Source organism: Acidovorax sp. sic0104 (assembly GCF_019219095.1).
Classification (GTDB): domain Bacteria; phylum Pseudomonadota; class Gammaproteobacteria; order Burkholderiales; family Burkholderiaceae_C; genus Acidovorax.
Window position 1 is genome coordinate 872,698 of sequence record NZ_JAHUWH010000001.1, and the last position, 14,949, is coordinate 887,646.

The 14,949-nt window shown below is 64.3% G+C and carries 16 protein-coding genes; all 16 read right to left on the bottom strand.

Translation table 11 applies throughout. The annotated features are described in order from the left end of the window. Window position 1 precedes the first annotated feature (1 nt). The gene (locus KW835_RS03975) at window positions 2-829 is read right to left on the bottom strand and encodes an ABC transporter permease (protein WP_255593223.1); all 828 of its coding nucleotides are present in this window, start codon (window positions 827-829) and stop codon (window positions 2-4) included. Then, window positions 826-1,746, bottom strand: coding sequence for an NAD-dependent epimerase/dehydratase family protein (locus KW835_RS03980; protein WP_218380957.1), 921 nt, complete (start codon window positions 1,744-1,746; stop codon window positions 826-828). Before KW835_RS03980 ends, KW835_RS03975 begins: the two co-directional genes overlap by 4 nt. Then, window positions 1,746-2,930, bottom strand: coding sequence for a glycosyltransferase family 4 protein (locus tag KW835_RS03985; RefSeq protein WP_255593225.1), 1,185 nt, complete (start codon window positions 2,928-2,930; stop codon window positions 1,746-1,748). The genes KW835_RS03980 and KW835_RS03985 overlap by 1 nt, the downstream gene beginning before the upstream one ends. A 44-nt stretch (window positions 2,931-2,974) precedes the next feature. After that, complete coding sequence (locus tag KW835_RS03990) at window positions 2,975-3,970, bottom strand: glycosyltransferase family 2 protein (RefSeq protein WP_255593226.1); 996 nt, start codon at window positions 3,968-3,970, stop codon at window positions 2,975-2,977. A gap of 140 nt (window positions 3,971-4,110) precedes the next feature. Further along, complete coding sequence (locus KW835_RS03995) at window positions 4,111-5,001, bottom strand: peptidylprolyl isomerase (protein ID WP_255593228.1); 891 nt, start codon at window positions 4,999-5,001, stop codon at window positions 4,111-4,113. Between the two features lie 14 nt (window positions 5,002-5,015). Continuing rightward, window positions 5,016-6,137, bottom strand: coding sequence for a hypothetical protein (locus KW835_RS04000; RefSeq protein WP_218380959.1), 1,122 nt, complete (start codon window positions 6,135-6,137; stop codon window positions 5,016-5,018). A 119-nt stretch (window positions 6,138-6,256) separates the two neighbouring features. Then, window positions 6,257-7,198 carry a hypothetical protein gene (locus KW835_RS04005; RefSeq protein WP_218380960.1) on the bottom strand — a complete coding sequence of 314 codons (942 nt, stop codon included), beginning with the start codon at window positions 7,196-7,198 and terminating at the stop codon, window positions 6,257-6,259. A gap of 167 nt (window positions 7,199-7,365) precedes the next feature. Next, on the bottom strand, window positions 7,366-7,821 hold the full coding sequence (locus KW835_RS04010; RefSeq protein ID WP_218380961.1) for a hypothetical protein: 456 nt from the start codon (window positions 7,819-7,821) through the stop codon (window positions 7,366-7,368). Window positions 7,822-7,880: 59 nt separating this feature from the next. Then, window positions 7,881-10,346, bottom strand: a complete 2,466-nt coding sequence (gene gspD, locus KW835_RS04015) for a type II secretion system secretin GspD (protein ID WP_218380962.1) — start codon at window positions 10,344-10,346, stop codon at window positions 7,881-7,883. 41 nt (window positions 10,347-10,387) lie between these two features. Beyond that, complete coding sequence (locus KW835_RS26765) at window positions 10,388-10,900, bottom strand: hypothetical protein (RefSeq protein WP_255593229.1); 513 nt, start codon at window positions 10,898-10,900, stop codon at window positions 10,388-10,390. Next, the gene (gspM, locus tag KW835_RS04025; protein WP_218380963.1) at window positions 10,897-11,457 is read right to left on the bottom strand and encodes a type II secretion system protein GspM; all 561 of its coding nucleotides are present in this window, start codon (window positions 11,455-11,457) and stop codon (window positions 10,897-10,899) included. The genes KW835_RS26765 and gspM overlap by 4 nt, the downstream gene beginning before the upstream one ends. Continuing rightward, window positions 11,454-12,455 carry a PilN domain-containing protein gene (locus KW835_RS04030; RefSeq protein ID WP_218380964.1) on the bottom strand — a complete coding sequence of 334 codons (1,002 nt, stop codon included), beginning with the start codon at window positions 12,453-12,455 and terminating at the stop codon, window positions 11,454-11,456. Before KW835_RS04030 ends, gspM begins: the two co-directional genes overlap by 4 nt. Beyond that, window positions 12,452-13,378, bottom strand: coding sequence for a general secretion pathway protein GspK (locus KW835_RS04035; RefSeq protein ID WP_218380965.1), 927 nt, complete (start codon window positions 13,376-13,378; stop codon window positions 12,452-12,454). Before KW835_RS04035 ends, KW835_RS04030 begins: the two co-directional genes overlap by 4 nt. After that, the gene (locus KW835_RS04040) at window positions 13,378-13,974 is read right to left on the bottom strand and encodes a prepilin-type N-terminal cleavage/methylation domain-containing protein (protein ID WP_255593230.1); all 597 of its coding nucleotides are present in this window, start codon (window positions 13,972-13,974) and stop codon (window positions 13,378-13,380) included. The genes KW835_RS04035 and KW835_RS04040 overlap by 1 nt, the downstream gene beginning before the upstream one ends. Window positions 13,975-13,985: 11 nt before the next feature. Then, window positions 13,986-14,459 (bottom strand): prepilin-type N-terminal cleavage/methylation domain-containing protein, encoded by a 474-nt coding sequence (locus tag KW835_RS04045; protein WP_218380967.1) that lies wholly within the window; start codon window positions 14,457-14,459, stop codon window positions 13,986-13,988. Next, window positions 14,456-14,947: a GspH/FimT family pseudopilin gene (locus tag KW835_RS04050; protein WP_218380968.1), complete on the bottom strand. Its 492-nt coding sequence runs from the start codon at window positions 14,945-14,947 to the stop codon at window positions 14,456-14,458. Before KW835_RS04050 ends, KW835_RS04045 begins: the two co-directional genes overlap by 4 nt. Window positions 14,948-14,949 lie beyond the last annotated feature (2 nt).

A 14,949-nucleotide genomic window follows, 5' to 3' on the forward strand; every position in this document is an offset into this window, starting at 1 on the left:
CTTACAACGCCTCGCCGAGTGCAGATTTCATCGACCGGAAGAACCACCAGCCGCCTCCGCCGAGCAGCACCACCCAGATGGCCAGGGCCACGGGGGTCCCCGGCGGCACGGGCATGTGCAGTACGGTGCCCTGCACCATCAGCACCAGGCACGCGACGGGGTTGAAGAGAAACCAGCCGTGAAAGCGCTCTGGCACCTGGGACAGCGGGTAGACGATGGGCGTGATGTAAAACCACAGCTGCAGGGCAAAGGCCACCATCGAACCCACATCGCGCCACATGAAGTGCGCCATGCTCAGCAGCAAGGTCAGGCCAAAGGTCAACACGATCTGCGCCACAACCAGCACAGGCAACCAGGCCAGCGAGAAATAGGGCCCCACGCCCTGCGCGGCCGAGAGCACCAGAAGCAATCCGTAACCGATGCCCAGCACCAGCAGGCTGCCGCCCACCGATACCGCCGGAAGTATCTCGGCCGGCATGGGCTGCTTGCGCAGGAAGTCCTCGTAGGCGACCAGGCTGCCGACTCCGCGCCCTATGGCATCGGTGAAAGGCAGCCACACCGCCAGGCCCGCCAGCAGATGCAGCAGGTAGCCATTGTTGACATCCAGGCCCGGCACGCGCACCGCCAGCACCAGGCCGAACAGCACATAGAAAATCGCCAGTGTGGCCAGGGGCTGCACGAAGGCCCAGGCAAAGCCCAGCACCGAGCCCGCATAGCGGGTCTTGAACTCGCGCACCATCCAGTAGCGCCACAGCACCCACAGCTGCCGCGCCCGCTGGGCCCCGGCAGGTTGCACAGCCGCCAATGAAGAAGATTCGGAACGCGTCATGAAATGGTTCGCAGCCACTGCACTGCCATGGCCATGCCATCGTCGAACGCCGTGGTGGGCGCCCAGAGCAGCTCATCCTTGGCGCGCTGAATGTCCAGCACATTGACCGGCGGATCAAATGGGCGCGCGGGGAAAATCCTGCGCTCCACGGGTTTGCCCAACAGTTGCTCGAGCGTCTGGATGATGTCATTGACGCTGTGCCCGGAGCCGCCACCGATGTTGAATGTGCGCGTCTCGCCTTCATGCCGAGCCGCGCGCACGAAGGCGCTCCCCACATCCGCCGCGTACACGAAATCGCGAACCACGGAGCCATCACCCCAGACGTCCACGGGCTGACCGCGCAAAGCCCGATGGGCAAATACGGCAATCACCCCTTGCACGCCGTAAGGCTGCTGCCACTCGCCGTACGGGTTGCTCAAGCGCAGGATGCGGCTTGGCAGGCCATGCAGCGCCTCTTCGATGCGCAGGTGGTGTTCAATGGCCAGCTTGGTCGCCCCGTAGGCGCCCATGGGCATGGCAGGATGCGTTTCTGCGAGTGGCACGAACTGGGGCCTGCCATACACCGCACCGCCGGACGAGGCATACAGCAGCCTGGGGCGCGCATCTCTCTTGCGAAGCTCTTGCACCAGACGCAAGGTCCCCACAAGGTTGGCTTGAACATCCTGAATCGGGTCTTCGGTGGCCGTGGCGGGCACGGAGGACGACGCCAGATGGACGATGACGTCGGCACCGCCAACGGCATCCCACCACGAGCCCAGGTCCAGGGCATCGGCCTGCAGTTCTCCCGCCAGCCAGGGTGCGCTTCCCGGCGCCGGCAACGCGCGGTCCACCGACCATACCTCGGCACCGTCTTCGGCCATGGCTCGGCCAATGTGGTGGCCCAAAAACCCAGCCCCGCCCAGGATCACGCACCGCATCAGGGCTGACTCCGTGCCGTACCCTGGTCGCGTGCCTGCAGTAACGCATCCTCGAACTCCTGCGCCACGGCTTCCCACTGCATTGCATTGGCGAAGGCCTCGGCGCGTTCGGTCAGCGCGCGGCGCTTCTCGTCGTCCTGCATCAGCGTACAGACTGCGTCCGTCAGGGCTTCGGGCGACATGTGCGCGAGAAGGGCCACATCGTCGTTGAGCAACCACTCGACGTTCTCGCCGCGGTTGGACACCACGGCGCAACCGCAGGCCATCAGTTCAAGCGGCAACAAGGATGCATTGGTCAGAGACAGCACCAGCGCGACGTCGCACTGGGCATAGAGGTCCGGCAGGTCATCGAGCGACACCGTACCGCACGAGAGGTGCGGGAAGGGGATGCGGTAGCCGGTGGTGTCCCAGCCAGCCAGCACGAATTGCACGTCCGGCATGCGCTTCCACACCTCATTGAGTACCAGCAGTCCAATCTCGAAGGCACGGCGGGGTGTGGGTGGGCGGGCGTAGAAGAACACCCGGCGGATCTCCGGCTCGCGGCGCGGCAAGCGGCGGTAGCGGCTACGTTCCACGCCGAAGCCCATCGAGCGGGTGGTCATTCCGTATTCCTGCGCCAGCTTCGTGCTCAGCCACGTGCCTGCCGTGATGCCGAAAAACCCGAAACCGTAGGTATTGGATGCCAGCACGGACTCCGATCCCACCGGAAAGAAATGCGGCTCGTAGTCCTGCACAAAGTACAGCTTGTGCGCCGCACCCGTGAACGCGCGCACCTGGTAGGCGGTGTCCCATCCCGTGGCCACGGCGAATTCGCTGGCGGGCAGGTCGTCAAAGCCCATCACCACCCGGGCCTTCAGCGGAAAGAAATGCTCGCGTATGGCGTGTTCCGCCTCCTGTACATTGATGTGCACCGCCGGGTGGCCGATCACGATTGTCGAGGTATAGCCCTTCTTCTCCAGATGCCAGATGGTTCGGAAGATGTTCAGGTGCCCACCCGAGCCGAGGTTGAAGTCAGGAATGAACCACAGCAGGGTATTTGGCTTGGCCTCCCCGGGCAGAGGCGGCAGTTCGTAGGGCAGAGCGAAAGAGTAGTGCCGCAGGACGTCGGTGTAGTGGGTCGGCCCCTGTCGAAGGCGGCGCACCACGGCACGTACTGCCGCTGGAATGCCTTCCTTGCGTGCCATTTCCCTCACGCGCCAGATTTTGTGTGCGATTTTCGAAGCCATGGTCATCGGGCTCCCGCGCGCTGCAATTGTTCGTCGCGCGACACCGAGCGCAACACCCACATGGGCAACCGGTCGTGGCGGGTGCCCAGATACTGACCAGCGACCCGCGCCATTTCAATGAAACTCATATAAAGCGCATTCTTGAACAGGCGCCACCCACGAAGGCCGCCCGTGCGCAGCCAGGCGAAGTCTCGCTTGGCCAGGTACGCGGCGGACTTCACGGCATTGCGGAGGTTGTCCTGAATGCGGTATCCGAAGTAGAGGTTGAAAGATCGCGCTTCGTCAAAATTGCGCTGCAATGTTTCCCACACGCCAAAGTCGTGGGAATGAAAAACCACCGCATCCGGAACAAAGGCCTTGGAATGGCCTGCCTCGATGGCGCGCAGGGCCCAGGTCTGGTCTTCCGCAAACGCCACTTCCGGCAACGGAAGCTGCTCCCAGACCGAGCGGCGGATACAGGAATTGTTGCTGGAGAAGAAGTGCAGGAACTGCCGGTAGCCGGGGTCTGAGTCGAACCGGGCCCGGTCCTCCAGTCGCACCACCGAGAGCTTGTCGCCAAATCCGGCGAAATGCTGGTTCAGCTCACAATGTGTGACATGCCGGGCTTCGGGGTGCGCGCGGTGCGGGCCGAAAGCGCCCGCCACTGCAGGCTCTGAATCGCAACCGCGCACCATGTTATGCAGCCATTGCGGGCTGGCGGGCCTGGCATCCTGGGTGATGAACACCAGAAACTGACCCGAAGCCATCGACGCCATCAGGTTGCGGGTGCGGCCATGTGCGAATTCGGCCGCAGGAATCGTCTCCACCCGCACGCCCCGCGCGCGCGCCAACTCCACCGAACCATCCGACGAGCCCGAATCCACCACGATCACCTCGAAGGGCCAGGGGGTCTGCTGGGCCAGCACGGCGTCCAGCACCTCACCGAGCAAAAGACCGCCATTCTTGACGGGGATCAGCACGGAGGCGTGTATTGGATTCATTGTCTGGTTGCTGCTCATGTTTGCTCGAGGTCTCATGCCCGAGCGCCCACAAGCAACTCACGTCAACAGGACACGGCATTCCACGGAACCGCACATTGTACTGTGCGTCCCCGGCAGGACAAGGCGCACGGACGCCCGCCCTTGTATCGGGCTGTGACCTACTTTGGAGAATCCGGGCGCTTGAACATGTCCCGGATGGCGGCCTGGTCCAGCACCACGCCGTACTTTTCAAACAGCCGTGCCTGCAACTGCTTGTTGGACTGCTCGCGGCAGTAGCGCACCGCACGGTTGGGCACCGAAGCGGCCACATCCTCCCAAGCCACCTGGCGCGCTTCGCGCTTGTCGAGGATGGAGAAGAAGTACACGAAATTGCCCTCGCGCACCGGCCCCACCATGTCGCCGGCCTTGGCATCGCCCAATGCCCGCAGGATGGAGAGGTCATCCGTCAGGGTCACCCAGCCCAGGTCGCCCTGCGGGTCCAGCTTGTAGATCGTGTTGGCACGCTCGACGACATCCTCGAACTTGCGCTTGCCGGATGCGACGGATTGGGCCTGCCCCATCAGCCAGGCGCCTGCCTTCTCGCCGTCCACCATCTCCTCCACAGGCAACATGACACGGCTCACGCGCGCCATGGGCGGCACGCGGAATGCCTGGGGGTTGGCATCGAAGAACTGACGGGCAGCCGCCGCATCTGCGGGAGGCTCGCACGCGGGTGCCAGCTTCTTGTAAACGGCCAAGCTGTAGACGTCATCGAACCGGTCGGTCTCTTTGCCCTCACGACGACGCTCGCCCATGGCTTCGCCTTCGAGCACCAGAGCGCGGCCCATGGCCATTTCCTGCAACGCCGCCTGCACGCCAAAGGAGCTGCGGCTGGCTTGCCGCATGTCGATGCGGCGCGCAAAGAAGTCTGAGAGATCTTGCTGGGTGATGGTCTCTCCGTTCTTGAAGTTGACCAGCACGGTCTTGTCGGCTTGCGCCATCGCTGCGCTGACCATGCAGAAACCCAGGGCGGCCAGCGCCCCACGAACGAAGTTCCGGTTCAATCTCATCACACTTGTTCCTTTTATTTCTTCACCACAGGGCGCTGCAGCGCCCGTTCCCACAAGGGGCCATAGATCACGTCGGACTTGGTGCCGGCCGAGTTGAGCACGACCGCGTCAAGCACACCATCACCATCCACATCCAACACCTGCAGGTCGGTGGAGAAGCCGCTGGCGGGCAACTCGCCCGACTCCAGCACCGCACCCTGCGCATCCAGCCGCTGCATGATCAGCCGGCTGTCCTCACCCCAGAGCACCAGGTCATCAGACAGCGCCACCACCGACACCGACCCATTCGGAGAAGCTGCAATCCACTGAAGTTCCCCGGTTTGCATGTCGATACGGGCATTGCGCGAGCCCGTCTCCAGGCCCACATACAACCAGCGTCCCGATGGCGATGGCGCCACGCGGCGAGGGATGGCATTGAACGTGGCCAGCACCGTGGGCGTGGCCATCGGGTCGCTGTCCGGCACGGCCACCACACGCTTGTCATCCAGGCAGGCCACCACCACGCCACCGCCACTCATTTTGGGAAGCTGGCTCACCTTGGCGGGGTGCCAAGGGGATTTGCACCAAGCCGCAGGCGTCACCTTGGCTGCGCCGCCCACTCCGTCAAGCAAGTCGATCCACGCTACTTTGTTGCCGCTATAGGGTGTGGCGAGCAGGCGATAACGCCCCGCCCCCGCCTGAATCAACGTCACATCACGTGGCCCAAACGCGAGTCCGACCCCTTGAAGTTTGACCAATTTTTCATCTACCAAGCGGAAGATATCTACGGTGGCACCGTCTTCGACGGCGGCGGCCAGGATATCGTCTTCAAGCCACACTGCCGAATCCGGATGGTAAGGAACGCTGAACTTGGACAATAAGCGCGAAGTACGGTTCTTATCCAGCCTGTGCACCACAACGGTATTTTTCTCGTGTTCCACCGCCGCCAGCAAGCAGCCGGACGCACCACAGCGCACATCACCGCCCCACGCATCAGGGAGGTCCAACTGCAGCCGGCCCTTGTCAGCAGCAACGCTTTCAACCCCTGACGCAGGGTTCTTGGGCGCCACCTTCTGCGGCTGTGTCTGGCAACCCGCCAACACCACACCCACCGCCATCATCGACAACACCCGCCACACTCTCTTGGACATCACCATGAAATCATTCCTTCAAAAAAAATAGCGCCTTGCGGCGCTATTTTGGGCGATCTGTTTAACGAGATCGCTGGCTTTTCGAGCCGGAGATGACGCAAGCGCCACCCCCAGCCTACGAAAAATTACAGGTGTGCACCCAGGATGGTTTGCGCAGCACCGAAGGCAGGAGCGTTGATCACGCTGTACGTGAACACGGAACCACCGACGGCAAACAGGGAACCGGCACCACCAGCTGGCGTGTAGTCAGCTGGCAGAGCAGCCACAGGAGCCCACTCGATGAAACCGTCAACGAAGGCAGCAGGACGGCCAACGATGGTTTCTGGATCGAACCAGTCCAGTTCAGCGTGGTCCAGCTTGAAGTTCACCGACTTACGCTCTTGCGCGTCGTTGTACATGTTCACGGTGTGGGTGCCCTTGTGGCTGCCGGTGGACCAGACCACCACGCGGGTGTCAGCACCGCTGTCAACCACGCCGTCCACGTAGTAGCGCATGCTGAACGACACTGGATCAGGACCAGCAGGAACTTGCAGAGCGCCAGCAACAACGGTCAGATTGTCTGGACCCATCGTGCTCAGGTCGCCAGTGATGGTCAGAGGACCGTCGATCACGGGGGTGTAAGCCACGTCCTTGGCAGCCAGGTCCACTTGGAACGCGCTAGCGGAGATCAGAGCAGCTGGGTCTTGAGCAGCGGAGTTAGCTGCTTGGCAAGCGTTGGCAACGGTAGGAGCAACGACTGGCAGGCCAGCGGCGAACACCAGGTAACCGCGCTTACCTTCCAGGCCCACGCCGGAAGCTGCAGACCACACGAAAGCGTGCGTGTCCTTGGGGGTCAGGGGGAAGCAACCGTCGGTCACGTGGTTGGAGTCTTGGTCGAAGAACGTCCAGAACACAGGCACAACAGCGGCGGTTTGGTTGATCAGGCCCACAGTGGTGGTCGCAGTCGCGCCGGTGTGGATCACGTTAGGAACCACCACGCCGTTGGAGAAAGTACCTTGCGTGTACGCTTGGGCAACGCCTGCAGTCATTGCTGCTGCAGCGACGGCTGCCATTGCAAATTTTTTCATCTCTAAGTCCTTAGATAATTGAACGAAGCTTCCCCACGATTGCGGGATATGCAACCCATCCGTCACTTCGTTTGGGTTGAGGCTATCTTAGCTGTAGCGACATTGGTTTTCAACCAAATACACTCAGAAATCGGATTCAGCGTCATTTGTTGCAACAAAGCGACGCTTCAGTTCTTGGAGTCGGGGAAATTGGCGCTTCGGCGCAACACGTGGTGCCACACCCCATCAATCTTGCGCCACTTGTCTTGCACTACACCCTCCTGGTTTTTCAAGCGCAGCAGGGGCAGGCTGTAGCGCATCCAGACATCCAGCACGGCTTCATCGCCCTCGATGCTGCGCACACCACGCACTTCCACAGCGTCGTAGGTGATGCCACCGCGCTTGATGTACCCCTCCAGGGTCATGGACTGGCCCTTGGAGACATCCTCATAGGGCCAGGCGGCCACGCTGTCATTCACGCGCGATAGGTCCCAGTAAGTCTGGGCACGCTTTTGCAGCGCAGCTTTCTCAGCTTCCAGAGACACCGGCGCAGCACCCGTAGCGGCGCAACCTGCCAGGACCACAGCCACCATTGGCGCAGCCAGCGTCATGACAAAACGGCGTCGGAGGGGGGATTGTGACATGTAACAAATCTCCTATTTGGCTAAATACATGTAAAAAGAGGACTGTGCAACCGTTAACTTCAAGGCACGGGCCTGGAAGGAACTTCTTGCGTCCCGGCGGGGAAAGGCTTGGATTCCAACGACAGCGAGCGCATGCGGTCGCGCATTTCGGCGCTGGCCGCGCGCAGCTGGTCGTCGTTTTCGAGCACACGGGGGGTCAGCAGGACCAGCAGCTCGGTACGGTTGTTGTTGTCGGTGGTGTTTCCGAACAGAGCTCCAACCACCGGCAGGCTCGACAGCACAGGCACACCGGCGCGGCCCGTCGTTCCGTTTTCGCGGATCAACCCCCCCAGCACCACGGGCTCGCCAGAGCGAACCGCGACTCGGGTGTTGATCTGCCGCGTGAGGAACGCACGTTGCTTGGTGACGGTGTCTTCTTCACCCGCATCGGTGACCTGTTGCGAGATATCCAGGCTGATGAGCCCGCCAGCATTGACCGATGGCGTCACGGACAGCATCACCCCCGTGTCCTTGTATGTGATGGATTCCGTCACCACGTTGCTCCCCGTAGACAGGGCTGTGGAAGTCTTGATAGGCGTTTGCTGGCCGACCAGGATGTTGGCGTTGTGGTTGTTGAGCACCAGCAGCGAGGGGTTCGACAACAGCCGCACCTGGGATTTTTCGGCCAGCGCATTGAGCGTGGCACGGACCATGCCGGCCTTGTTGAAGATGGTGTACGAGAACCCTGGCTGTTGCGGACCGATGGAGCCCGAGTTCCGCATGTTCAGCAGCGCCTGCCCTTCGCGGCCGTTGGAAAGGCTGTTTTGCACAAACCACTCCACGCCGTACTGCAGATTGCCCGTAAGGCTGACTTCGACAATGCTGGCTTCGATCAGCACCTGGGACGGCGCCTTGTCGAGCTCGCGCAGCGCTTGCTCGATGCGGCGGTACTCCGTGCGCGGCGCGCGGATCAGCAGCGCGTTGCGCTTCTCGTCGGCCACCACCCGCACATTGCCATCGAGCTGGCTGGTCGAGGTCAGCGACATGTTGTTGGGCGAGGTGCGGTTGCCCGCTGCGGCAGAGAGGCCGCCGCTGCCAGAGTTCAAGCCCATGGAGCCGGAGCTGGTGCCCGTTGTGCCTGTGTTGCCGGAGGACCCACCGAACGGGCTGGAGTTACCGGTGTTGCCGCCCGACGCCAGCCCGGCGCTCTGGTTGAACTGCGTGGGCGCAGAGCCACCGGCCACGCCCGCGCCCGCCTTGTTTTGCGTGGACTGCCCGCCGAACAGGCCATTGAGCATCTCTGCCATCTGCAGGGCCGAGCCGTTTTGCACGGGGTAGACGAACAGGTTGGCTTCCAGGGTGTCGGTGGGGCGGTCCAGTCGGCGGATCCAGGTTTCCACCTGGGTGAGCAGGTGAGCGCGTGGCGTGACGACCACCAGGGCATTGAGGCGTTCGACGGGGAAAACGCGGATGAGCCCCCCTAGAGGATTCGCCAATGCGGCCGACGCGCCAGCAGCACCGCCGGATGCCGACGCGCCAGAAGCGCCCGCCGCCCCACCCGGGAGCGCCCCTGCCGGGGCTGCCGCGGCAGCACCACCATAAGGGTCGGACGACTTGTCAGAGCCCAGCATGGACTGCAGCGCATCGCGCACGACGTTGACGTTGGCGTTTTCCAGAACGAACACGCCCAGCGACATGCCGGAGAGAAAGTCCACGTCGAAGGCTTCCACCATCTCGAGCCAGCCGCCCAGTTGCGCCTTGCTGCCCTGCAAGACAAGCAGGTTGCGCATGGTGTCCACATAGACGATGGACTCCTTGGGTGCGATGGGCGCCAGGATCTTGGCCATTTCGGCCGCCGCGATGTGGTTGAGCGGCACGATCACTGTGCCGGAGCCCGACAGGTCCTTGAAGTTGGAGGACCCGACCACAGGGCGCGCGCCCACGGTGACCGTGCGCTTGGTGACGTGGTACACCCCCGCGTTGTCGCGCACGATGGCCAGATCGTGCGGCAGGAGCACGGCGTCCAGCACGTCGAGCACCTGGTTGCGCTGCAGCGGCTGGCGGGTGTGCAGGCTGACGACCGTTTCACCCCCGGCATCCACGGTGTAGTTGAGCTTGAGCAGGTCGCCCAGCAAGGCCGTGGCCAGGTTGGCGACCGTGACGTTCTCGAAGTTGAGCGCCACCCGGTCACCGCGCGCCAGCACGGGGTCTACCTTGGGACCCACGTCGCGCTTGAAGAGCTTGTCGTCTCCGGGGAACAGCTTGGTGGTTGCAGCGGGGCGCTGCTGGCCGTCTGCGCCATTGGCGGCTGAGGCTGCGGATGCGGAGGCCGGTGACTGGGGAGAGACAGAGGCCGGCACGCCCGCCGCAGCCGCAGGGGCTGCACTGCCTGCCACGCCCGCCGTTGCGGCGCCCGCAGCTCCGGGGGCTACCGATGCTGCGGTTGGCGCCGAAGGGGACGCAGCATTTGGAGCGGAACCATCCTGCGCGGTGGCGTAGCCTGCAGCCAGCAGGGCCAGGAGAAGGATGGAAGGCCGAATATTCATAGGGTGTAACTCCACAATGTTGGTGCGTGCGCTGCGGCTTGCTATTGGTTGGACGCAGGCTTGCGTGCGCGGTCCATGACGGGCCCCGGCGGCGTCCTTGCCGCCGCAGGAGGGGCACCCGCTTCCAGCGGCCGCTCCACGCGCCCGTCGTCCGCAGACACGAATATGGCCTTGCGGCCGTCGAATGCTTCAATGCGCCAGGGCTTGGTGTCCGTGGTGATCTTGAGCGTGCTGCCATCCGCACGCTGAAGAATGGCCACGCGCTCACGCCCTGATTCGAATACAGCCGTGAGCCGCGACTGCGTCAGCTCGCGTGCCAGGCTGTTCTTCTTGTCGTCCACTTCCACCGGGCGGCGCGACGCCCAGAACACGGGACGCTCCACCGCCTGCCGCGCTCGCACGCTGGGGTGCTGCGCAAGGGGTTCGACCTTGGGCAGGTCGGGCTTGAGCGCGGGAGGCGGAACCCAGCGGTCTTTTTCGGCCTGCCACCAGTAGGCGCTGGCCGCCAGGGCGGCGGCTGCGAGCACCGGGAGCATGTACCAGGGCTTGATCATGGCTTGGCCTTTTCTGGCGCCAGCGGTGCCTCCAGCTGCAAAGCAAGCCGTGCGTTCTGGGGGCCTGAGCCGGAGCTGGCGCCTTCGCGGGTGATGTTGACGGTGCGCACCCAGAACGGCGGGCGGTGCACCTGCAGGCTTTCCATGAAGCGCACCAGCTTGGGCCATTCTCCGGTGACGGTGGCCGTGAGCCGGATGCGTGCGAGCTTGCCGTCTGTCGCCGGCTCCAGGGCCGCTTGCGAGGACACCAGGGTGCTGCCAGAGGCCATGATCATGGCGCGAAGCTGCTGCTGGATGTCGTTTTGCGCCGTGTCGCCGGCGGGATGCAGCAAGGGCGCAACCGCACCACTGGCCGTGCCCAGCAGGGTTTCGATCTCCGAGCCGGCATTCACCACGCCTTCGAGCCGCTCGCTGCGAGGCTCCAGCTGTGCAAGAGCGCTGTCGTAGCGGTTCCAGAGTGCGCGATACACCAGCGATGCCCCTGCAACAGCAACCAGCAGCAGCACCGCCAGGGTGGCTGCAGAACGCTGCAGCCAGATGTTTTTCTTGTGACTCATGGCTTTGCCCCCTCGACCTTCCACCGCATCTCGAAGGTGAAGCGTTCCTTGTTCAACGCCCCGTCACGCACATTGGCGCCCGTGGCGCGAATGTCTGCCAGGCCCGGCTGACGGCCCATGTGCGCTATGAGTTCCGTAGCATTGGACGTCAGTCCGGTGATGCGGATCTCATGGCCGTTGATTTCGACGCGGTCCAGCCAGGTGTCCGCAGGCAGGGCAGCGGACAGGCTGTCGATGACGCTGGCCAGCGGCAGGTCGGAGGCGATGTTCTTGCGCAGATCTTCTGCAATGCTCGCCTGGCGACGCAATTCATCCATCTTTTCGCGCAGGGGAGCTGCCTGGGGCACCAGGACATTGACATGCTCCACGGCCCGGACGACCGCCTGGCGCTTGAGCACCAGAGGCATCAACGCGGGGAGCGACAACGCCGCCAGCGTGACCACCAGCAGCAAGACGCCAGCCCCATCCATCCAGCGCTGGCGGCTGGCCTGCCGCTGCCAGGCCGGGTTGCGCACGGCCAATGCACGGCCCTGCCGCACGAGGAACACAGCGGCGTCTTCGCGCAGCCCATGCTGGGCCAGCAGCTGGTCTCGCGCACTGCGCCGGCACATGCTCCACTGCACGGTCCAGCCGCCTGCGGCGTCCGGCTCGGCCCGCCAGGCGGCGACGATCTGGTCTGGCGGCAAGGGGGACACGCGCCAGAGGGCCTCCTCCACCGCACCATTGAGCGCCTTGCGCAGCATGGGCGGGAACTGCACGGTGCCCGACAGGCATTCGGACTCGGACACCAGCAAGCTCACGGCCTTGCCGCCGCCCGTCTTCTTGCGAAGGCGGCCGCCGGTCACGGCCCAGCGCCCGCCATCGGTCGACACGGCCACACTGGTTCCTGCGGGCCAGGCCCCGCGCTCGATCAGTACGCGCTTGAGATCGCCAACGCCCCATGCGAGCCGGTCCAGGGCGGCTTGCACGCGAGAAGATAGTTGCCCACGACCTGTCATGGCTTGAATTCCTGTTCCGGCTTGCGAAAGCGGCGTGTTGGCTCTATCGAGAGCGTTGTCCAGGGAGTGAGGGCATCCGGGCGCTCTGAGAGGTCGATCCATGCCTCGCGCACCCACCAGCGATCACTCTCGGCACGAACAAATGCCTTGAACCGCATCGTTTGTGCCCCCGACGATCGAGCGGGCGAGAAAAACTCGGCGGCGGCTCCGGAGAGAAGCGCGCCAGCCCGTGTTTCGGGAGGGGAATTGCGAATGCGCGCACCAAGCCCTGGTTGACCCGTCAAGGCGTCTATCAGCGCGGGAGGCGCAGAATCAATCTCGATGCGTTGCTGCCCGTTGATGCCCAAATGGGGCGCGATTATCTCATACAGGGTTGGCGTCATCCCCAGCACCGACTTGAGCTCGGAAGTGTCGTCCAGGGCCGAATTGCGTGGCAGGGACGGCCAGCCGGCGGCCCGGTACTGGGCCGCTTCCGCGCCCCCGACCCCGCTCGGTGTGTCGTCGGGATCGAGGTAGTCGCGCACCCGCGCCGCGAGGATGGTCGCTTCGCCGGGCGAAAGCCCGCCGGTCCTCTGGAACAGGGCCTGCAGCAATGCATCGCTGGCCACGTTCACATCCACGAGGCCTCCGGAAGGCGTGGTCTCCACCCACACGTCGTTGCTTCCGAGTCCCAGCCGCTGAATACGGTACTGGCTGTCCTTGCCTTTGTCGGAAAGCAGCTTCTGGGCCGTGAGCTGGATGGCGGCATCGAGAACGGACTCGGCACGCAGGCGCTCCATGTCCAGTGTGGCCCGCTGGGCCTGCTGGCGCACGCCCTGGGCGCCGGCGAGCACCACCAGCGACAACGCCGCCACCAGCCACAGCACCATGATCAGTGCCGCGCCCGAGTCTGTCTTGCGGCCGTGCCTGCGTGCCACTGCCATCACCGGGACCTCGCCAGAGGAAAGACCAGAGGAGGCCAGGCGCCGCGCTCATCGGCGATCTCCAGCCGGATCCGGGCGGGATAGCCGCCCTGGGAGGAGTCCCACTGCTGGGTCCACTCTCCGGTGCGGCCGTCCTGGTAGAACCATTGGAGCGTACGGACATCCTGGAGCAAGGTCTCGCGCAAGGCGCTGCTCCAGTCCAACGCCATCATCGCCCCATCGTAGGGAATGGCCTCCACAGTCAGATCGACCCGCCCGTTGTCGTGGCGCAGCGGTGTGGTCCGAAAGACGTGAAGCCCCCCGGCATCGCCACGCTCCGGGAGCGGAGCGACCCAGATGGCCCCTGCGGCATTGCCGCTGAAGAAACTCACGAACACGTTTCCGTCCCGCCGGCTGAGCAGCCGCAAGCCGTCGAACTTGCGGCCGAGCCATTGGCTGACCACGAGCATGCGCTCGGACCGCTCCATCACACGCTGGTTGCGCTCTTCAGAGCGGCCGATGGTGCCGAAACCCGCGAACATGAGCGCGACCACGGCAGCCGTCACTGCCAATGCGATGAGCAACTCCAGCAGGGTGAAGCCGCGGGATGCCAACATGGGAATGCGTTTCATGGCGCAGCCCGATAGGGTTTCCAGGTGGTCCAGGACATCACCACCGGGCCGCCCTCGCCCCGCGCGACTTCGACGGTGACCATCGCTGCACGCAACGGTGCGCCGGGTGCCGGACGGCCATCCTCTTCCCGCACGGTCACCTGCTCGGGCTGCATGCGGATGCGCCAGTGCCAATTGCCCGCGGTGCCGGCGGGCTGCCGCTCCACGTCTTCGGCGAAGGTGGTGGCTGCCAGCGCCGAACGGGCGACGAGCGCGGCCTCGATGCGCGACTCGACGTCCACGGCGCCTTTGGAGCTTTGCCCCACCGTACGGTAGAGGGTGGCGAGCGCGATGGAGGCGATGGACATGGCCACCAGCGCCTCCAGCAGGCTGAACCCCCGCTGGCGCCGGTGCTGCCGAGCCACATCCGGGCTGCAGCCCGCCACGCGGGGCACCAGGCGACACCATCGACTGCGCGCGTTCGTGTTCATGGAGCGGCCGCAGCGACGGACGTTTCAATGGTACCCAGCAGCCAGTTCACCCGAAAGGCAACGCCCTGCTCGCCGCGCAGCACCACCAGGCGCCCGCCACGGGCGCCACCGTCGGCATTGAAGACGAAGATCGGGAAGCCCGCGCCCGATGGTGTCTTGGCATTGCGCTCGGCCACATCCCATTGCACACCCAGGGAAGGCGGAATGTCGAGGTACACGCCCCCGTCGATCATCAGCTTGCGAATCTCTGGCTGGTAGGTGACGGCCACGGCCCGCCCTTCCTGCACGCTGAGGGCGCGCGCCTGGCGCAGCTGGCTGGAGATGTCGCGCACGGTCTGGTGGTAGCGCGACCGCTCCAGGTACGACTGCCCTCCCACGCCCACCACCGCCACGGCAATGCCGGCCACGACCAGCACCACCAGCAACTCCAGCAGTGTGAAGCCGCCCGTGCGGGCGCGCGAGCGCCATGCGCCGAAGGACGTCTTCATGC

Excerpts from the sequence above, each read along its gene's own strand:
- KW835_RS04000 (WP_218380959.1), bottom strand. The coding sequence starts at position 6,137 with ATGGTGATGTCCAAGAGAGTGTGGCGGGTGTTGTCGATGATGGCGGTG.
- KW835_RS04030 (WP_218380964.1), bottom strand. The coding sequence starts at position 12,455 with ATGACAGGTCGTGGGCAACTATCTTCTCGCGTGCAAGCCGCCCTGGAC.
- KW835_RS03995 (WP_255593228.1), bottom strand. The coding sequence starts at position 5,001 with ATGAGATTGAACCGGAACTTCGTTCGTGGGGCGCTGGCCGCCCTGGGT.
- KW835_RS03980 (WP_218380957.1), bottom strand. The coding sequence starts at position 1,746 with ATGCGGTGCGTGATCCTGGGCGGGGCTGGGTTTTTGGGCCACCACATT.
- KW835_RS03975 (WP_255593223.1), bottom strand. The coding sequence starts at position 829 with ATGACGCGTTCCGAATCTTCTTCATTGGCGGCTGTGCAACCTGCCGGG.
- gspD (WP_218380962.1), bottom strand. The coding sequence starts at position 10,346 with ATGAATATTCGGCCTTCCATCCTTCTCCTGGCCCTGCTGGCTGCAGGC.
- KW835_RS04050 (WP_218380968.1), bottom strand. The coding sequence starts at position 14,947 with ATGAAGACGTCCTTCGGCGCATGGCGCTCGCGCGCCCGCACGGGCGGC.
- KW835_RS04040 (WP_255593230.1), bottom strand. The coding sequence starts at position 13,974 with ATGTTGGCATCCCGCGGCTTCACCCTGCTGGAGTTGCTCATCGCATTG.
- KW835_RS04005 (WP_218380960.1), bottom strand. The coding sequence starts at position 7,198 with ATGAAAAAATTTGCAATGGCAGCCGTCGCTGCAGCAGCAATGACTGCA.
- KW835_RS03990 (WP_255593226.1), bottom strand. The coding sequence starts at position 3,970 with ATGAGCAGCAACCAGACAATGAATCCAATACACGCCTCCGTGCTGATC.
- KW835_RS03985 (WP_255593225.1), bottom strand. The coding sequence starts at position 2,930 with ATGGCACGCAAGGAAGGCATTCCAGCGGCAGTACGTGCCGTGGTGCGC.
- KW835_RS26765 (WP_255593229.1), bottom strand. The coding sequence starts at position 10,900 with ATGATCAAGCCCTGGTACATGCTCCCGGTGCTCGCAGCCGCCGCCCTG.
- KW835_RS04010 (WP_218380961.1), bottom strand. The coding sequence starts at position 7,821 with ATGTCACAATCCCCCCTCCGACGCCGTTTTGTCATGACGCTGGCTGCG.
- gspM (WP_218380963.1), bottom strand. The coding sequence starts at position 11,457 with ATGAGTCACAAGAAAAACATCTGGCTGCAGCGTTCTGCAGCCACCCTG.
- KW835_RS04045 (WP_218380967.1), bottom strand. The coding sequence starts at position 14,459 with ATGAACACGAACGCGCGCAGTCGATGGTGTCGCCTGGTGCCCCGCGTG.
- KW835_RS04035 (WP_218380965.1), bottom strand. The coding sequence starts at position 13,378 with ATGGCAGTGGCACGCAGGCACGGCCGCAAGACAGACTCGGGCGCGGCA.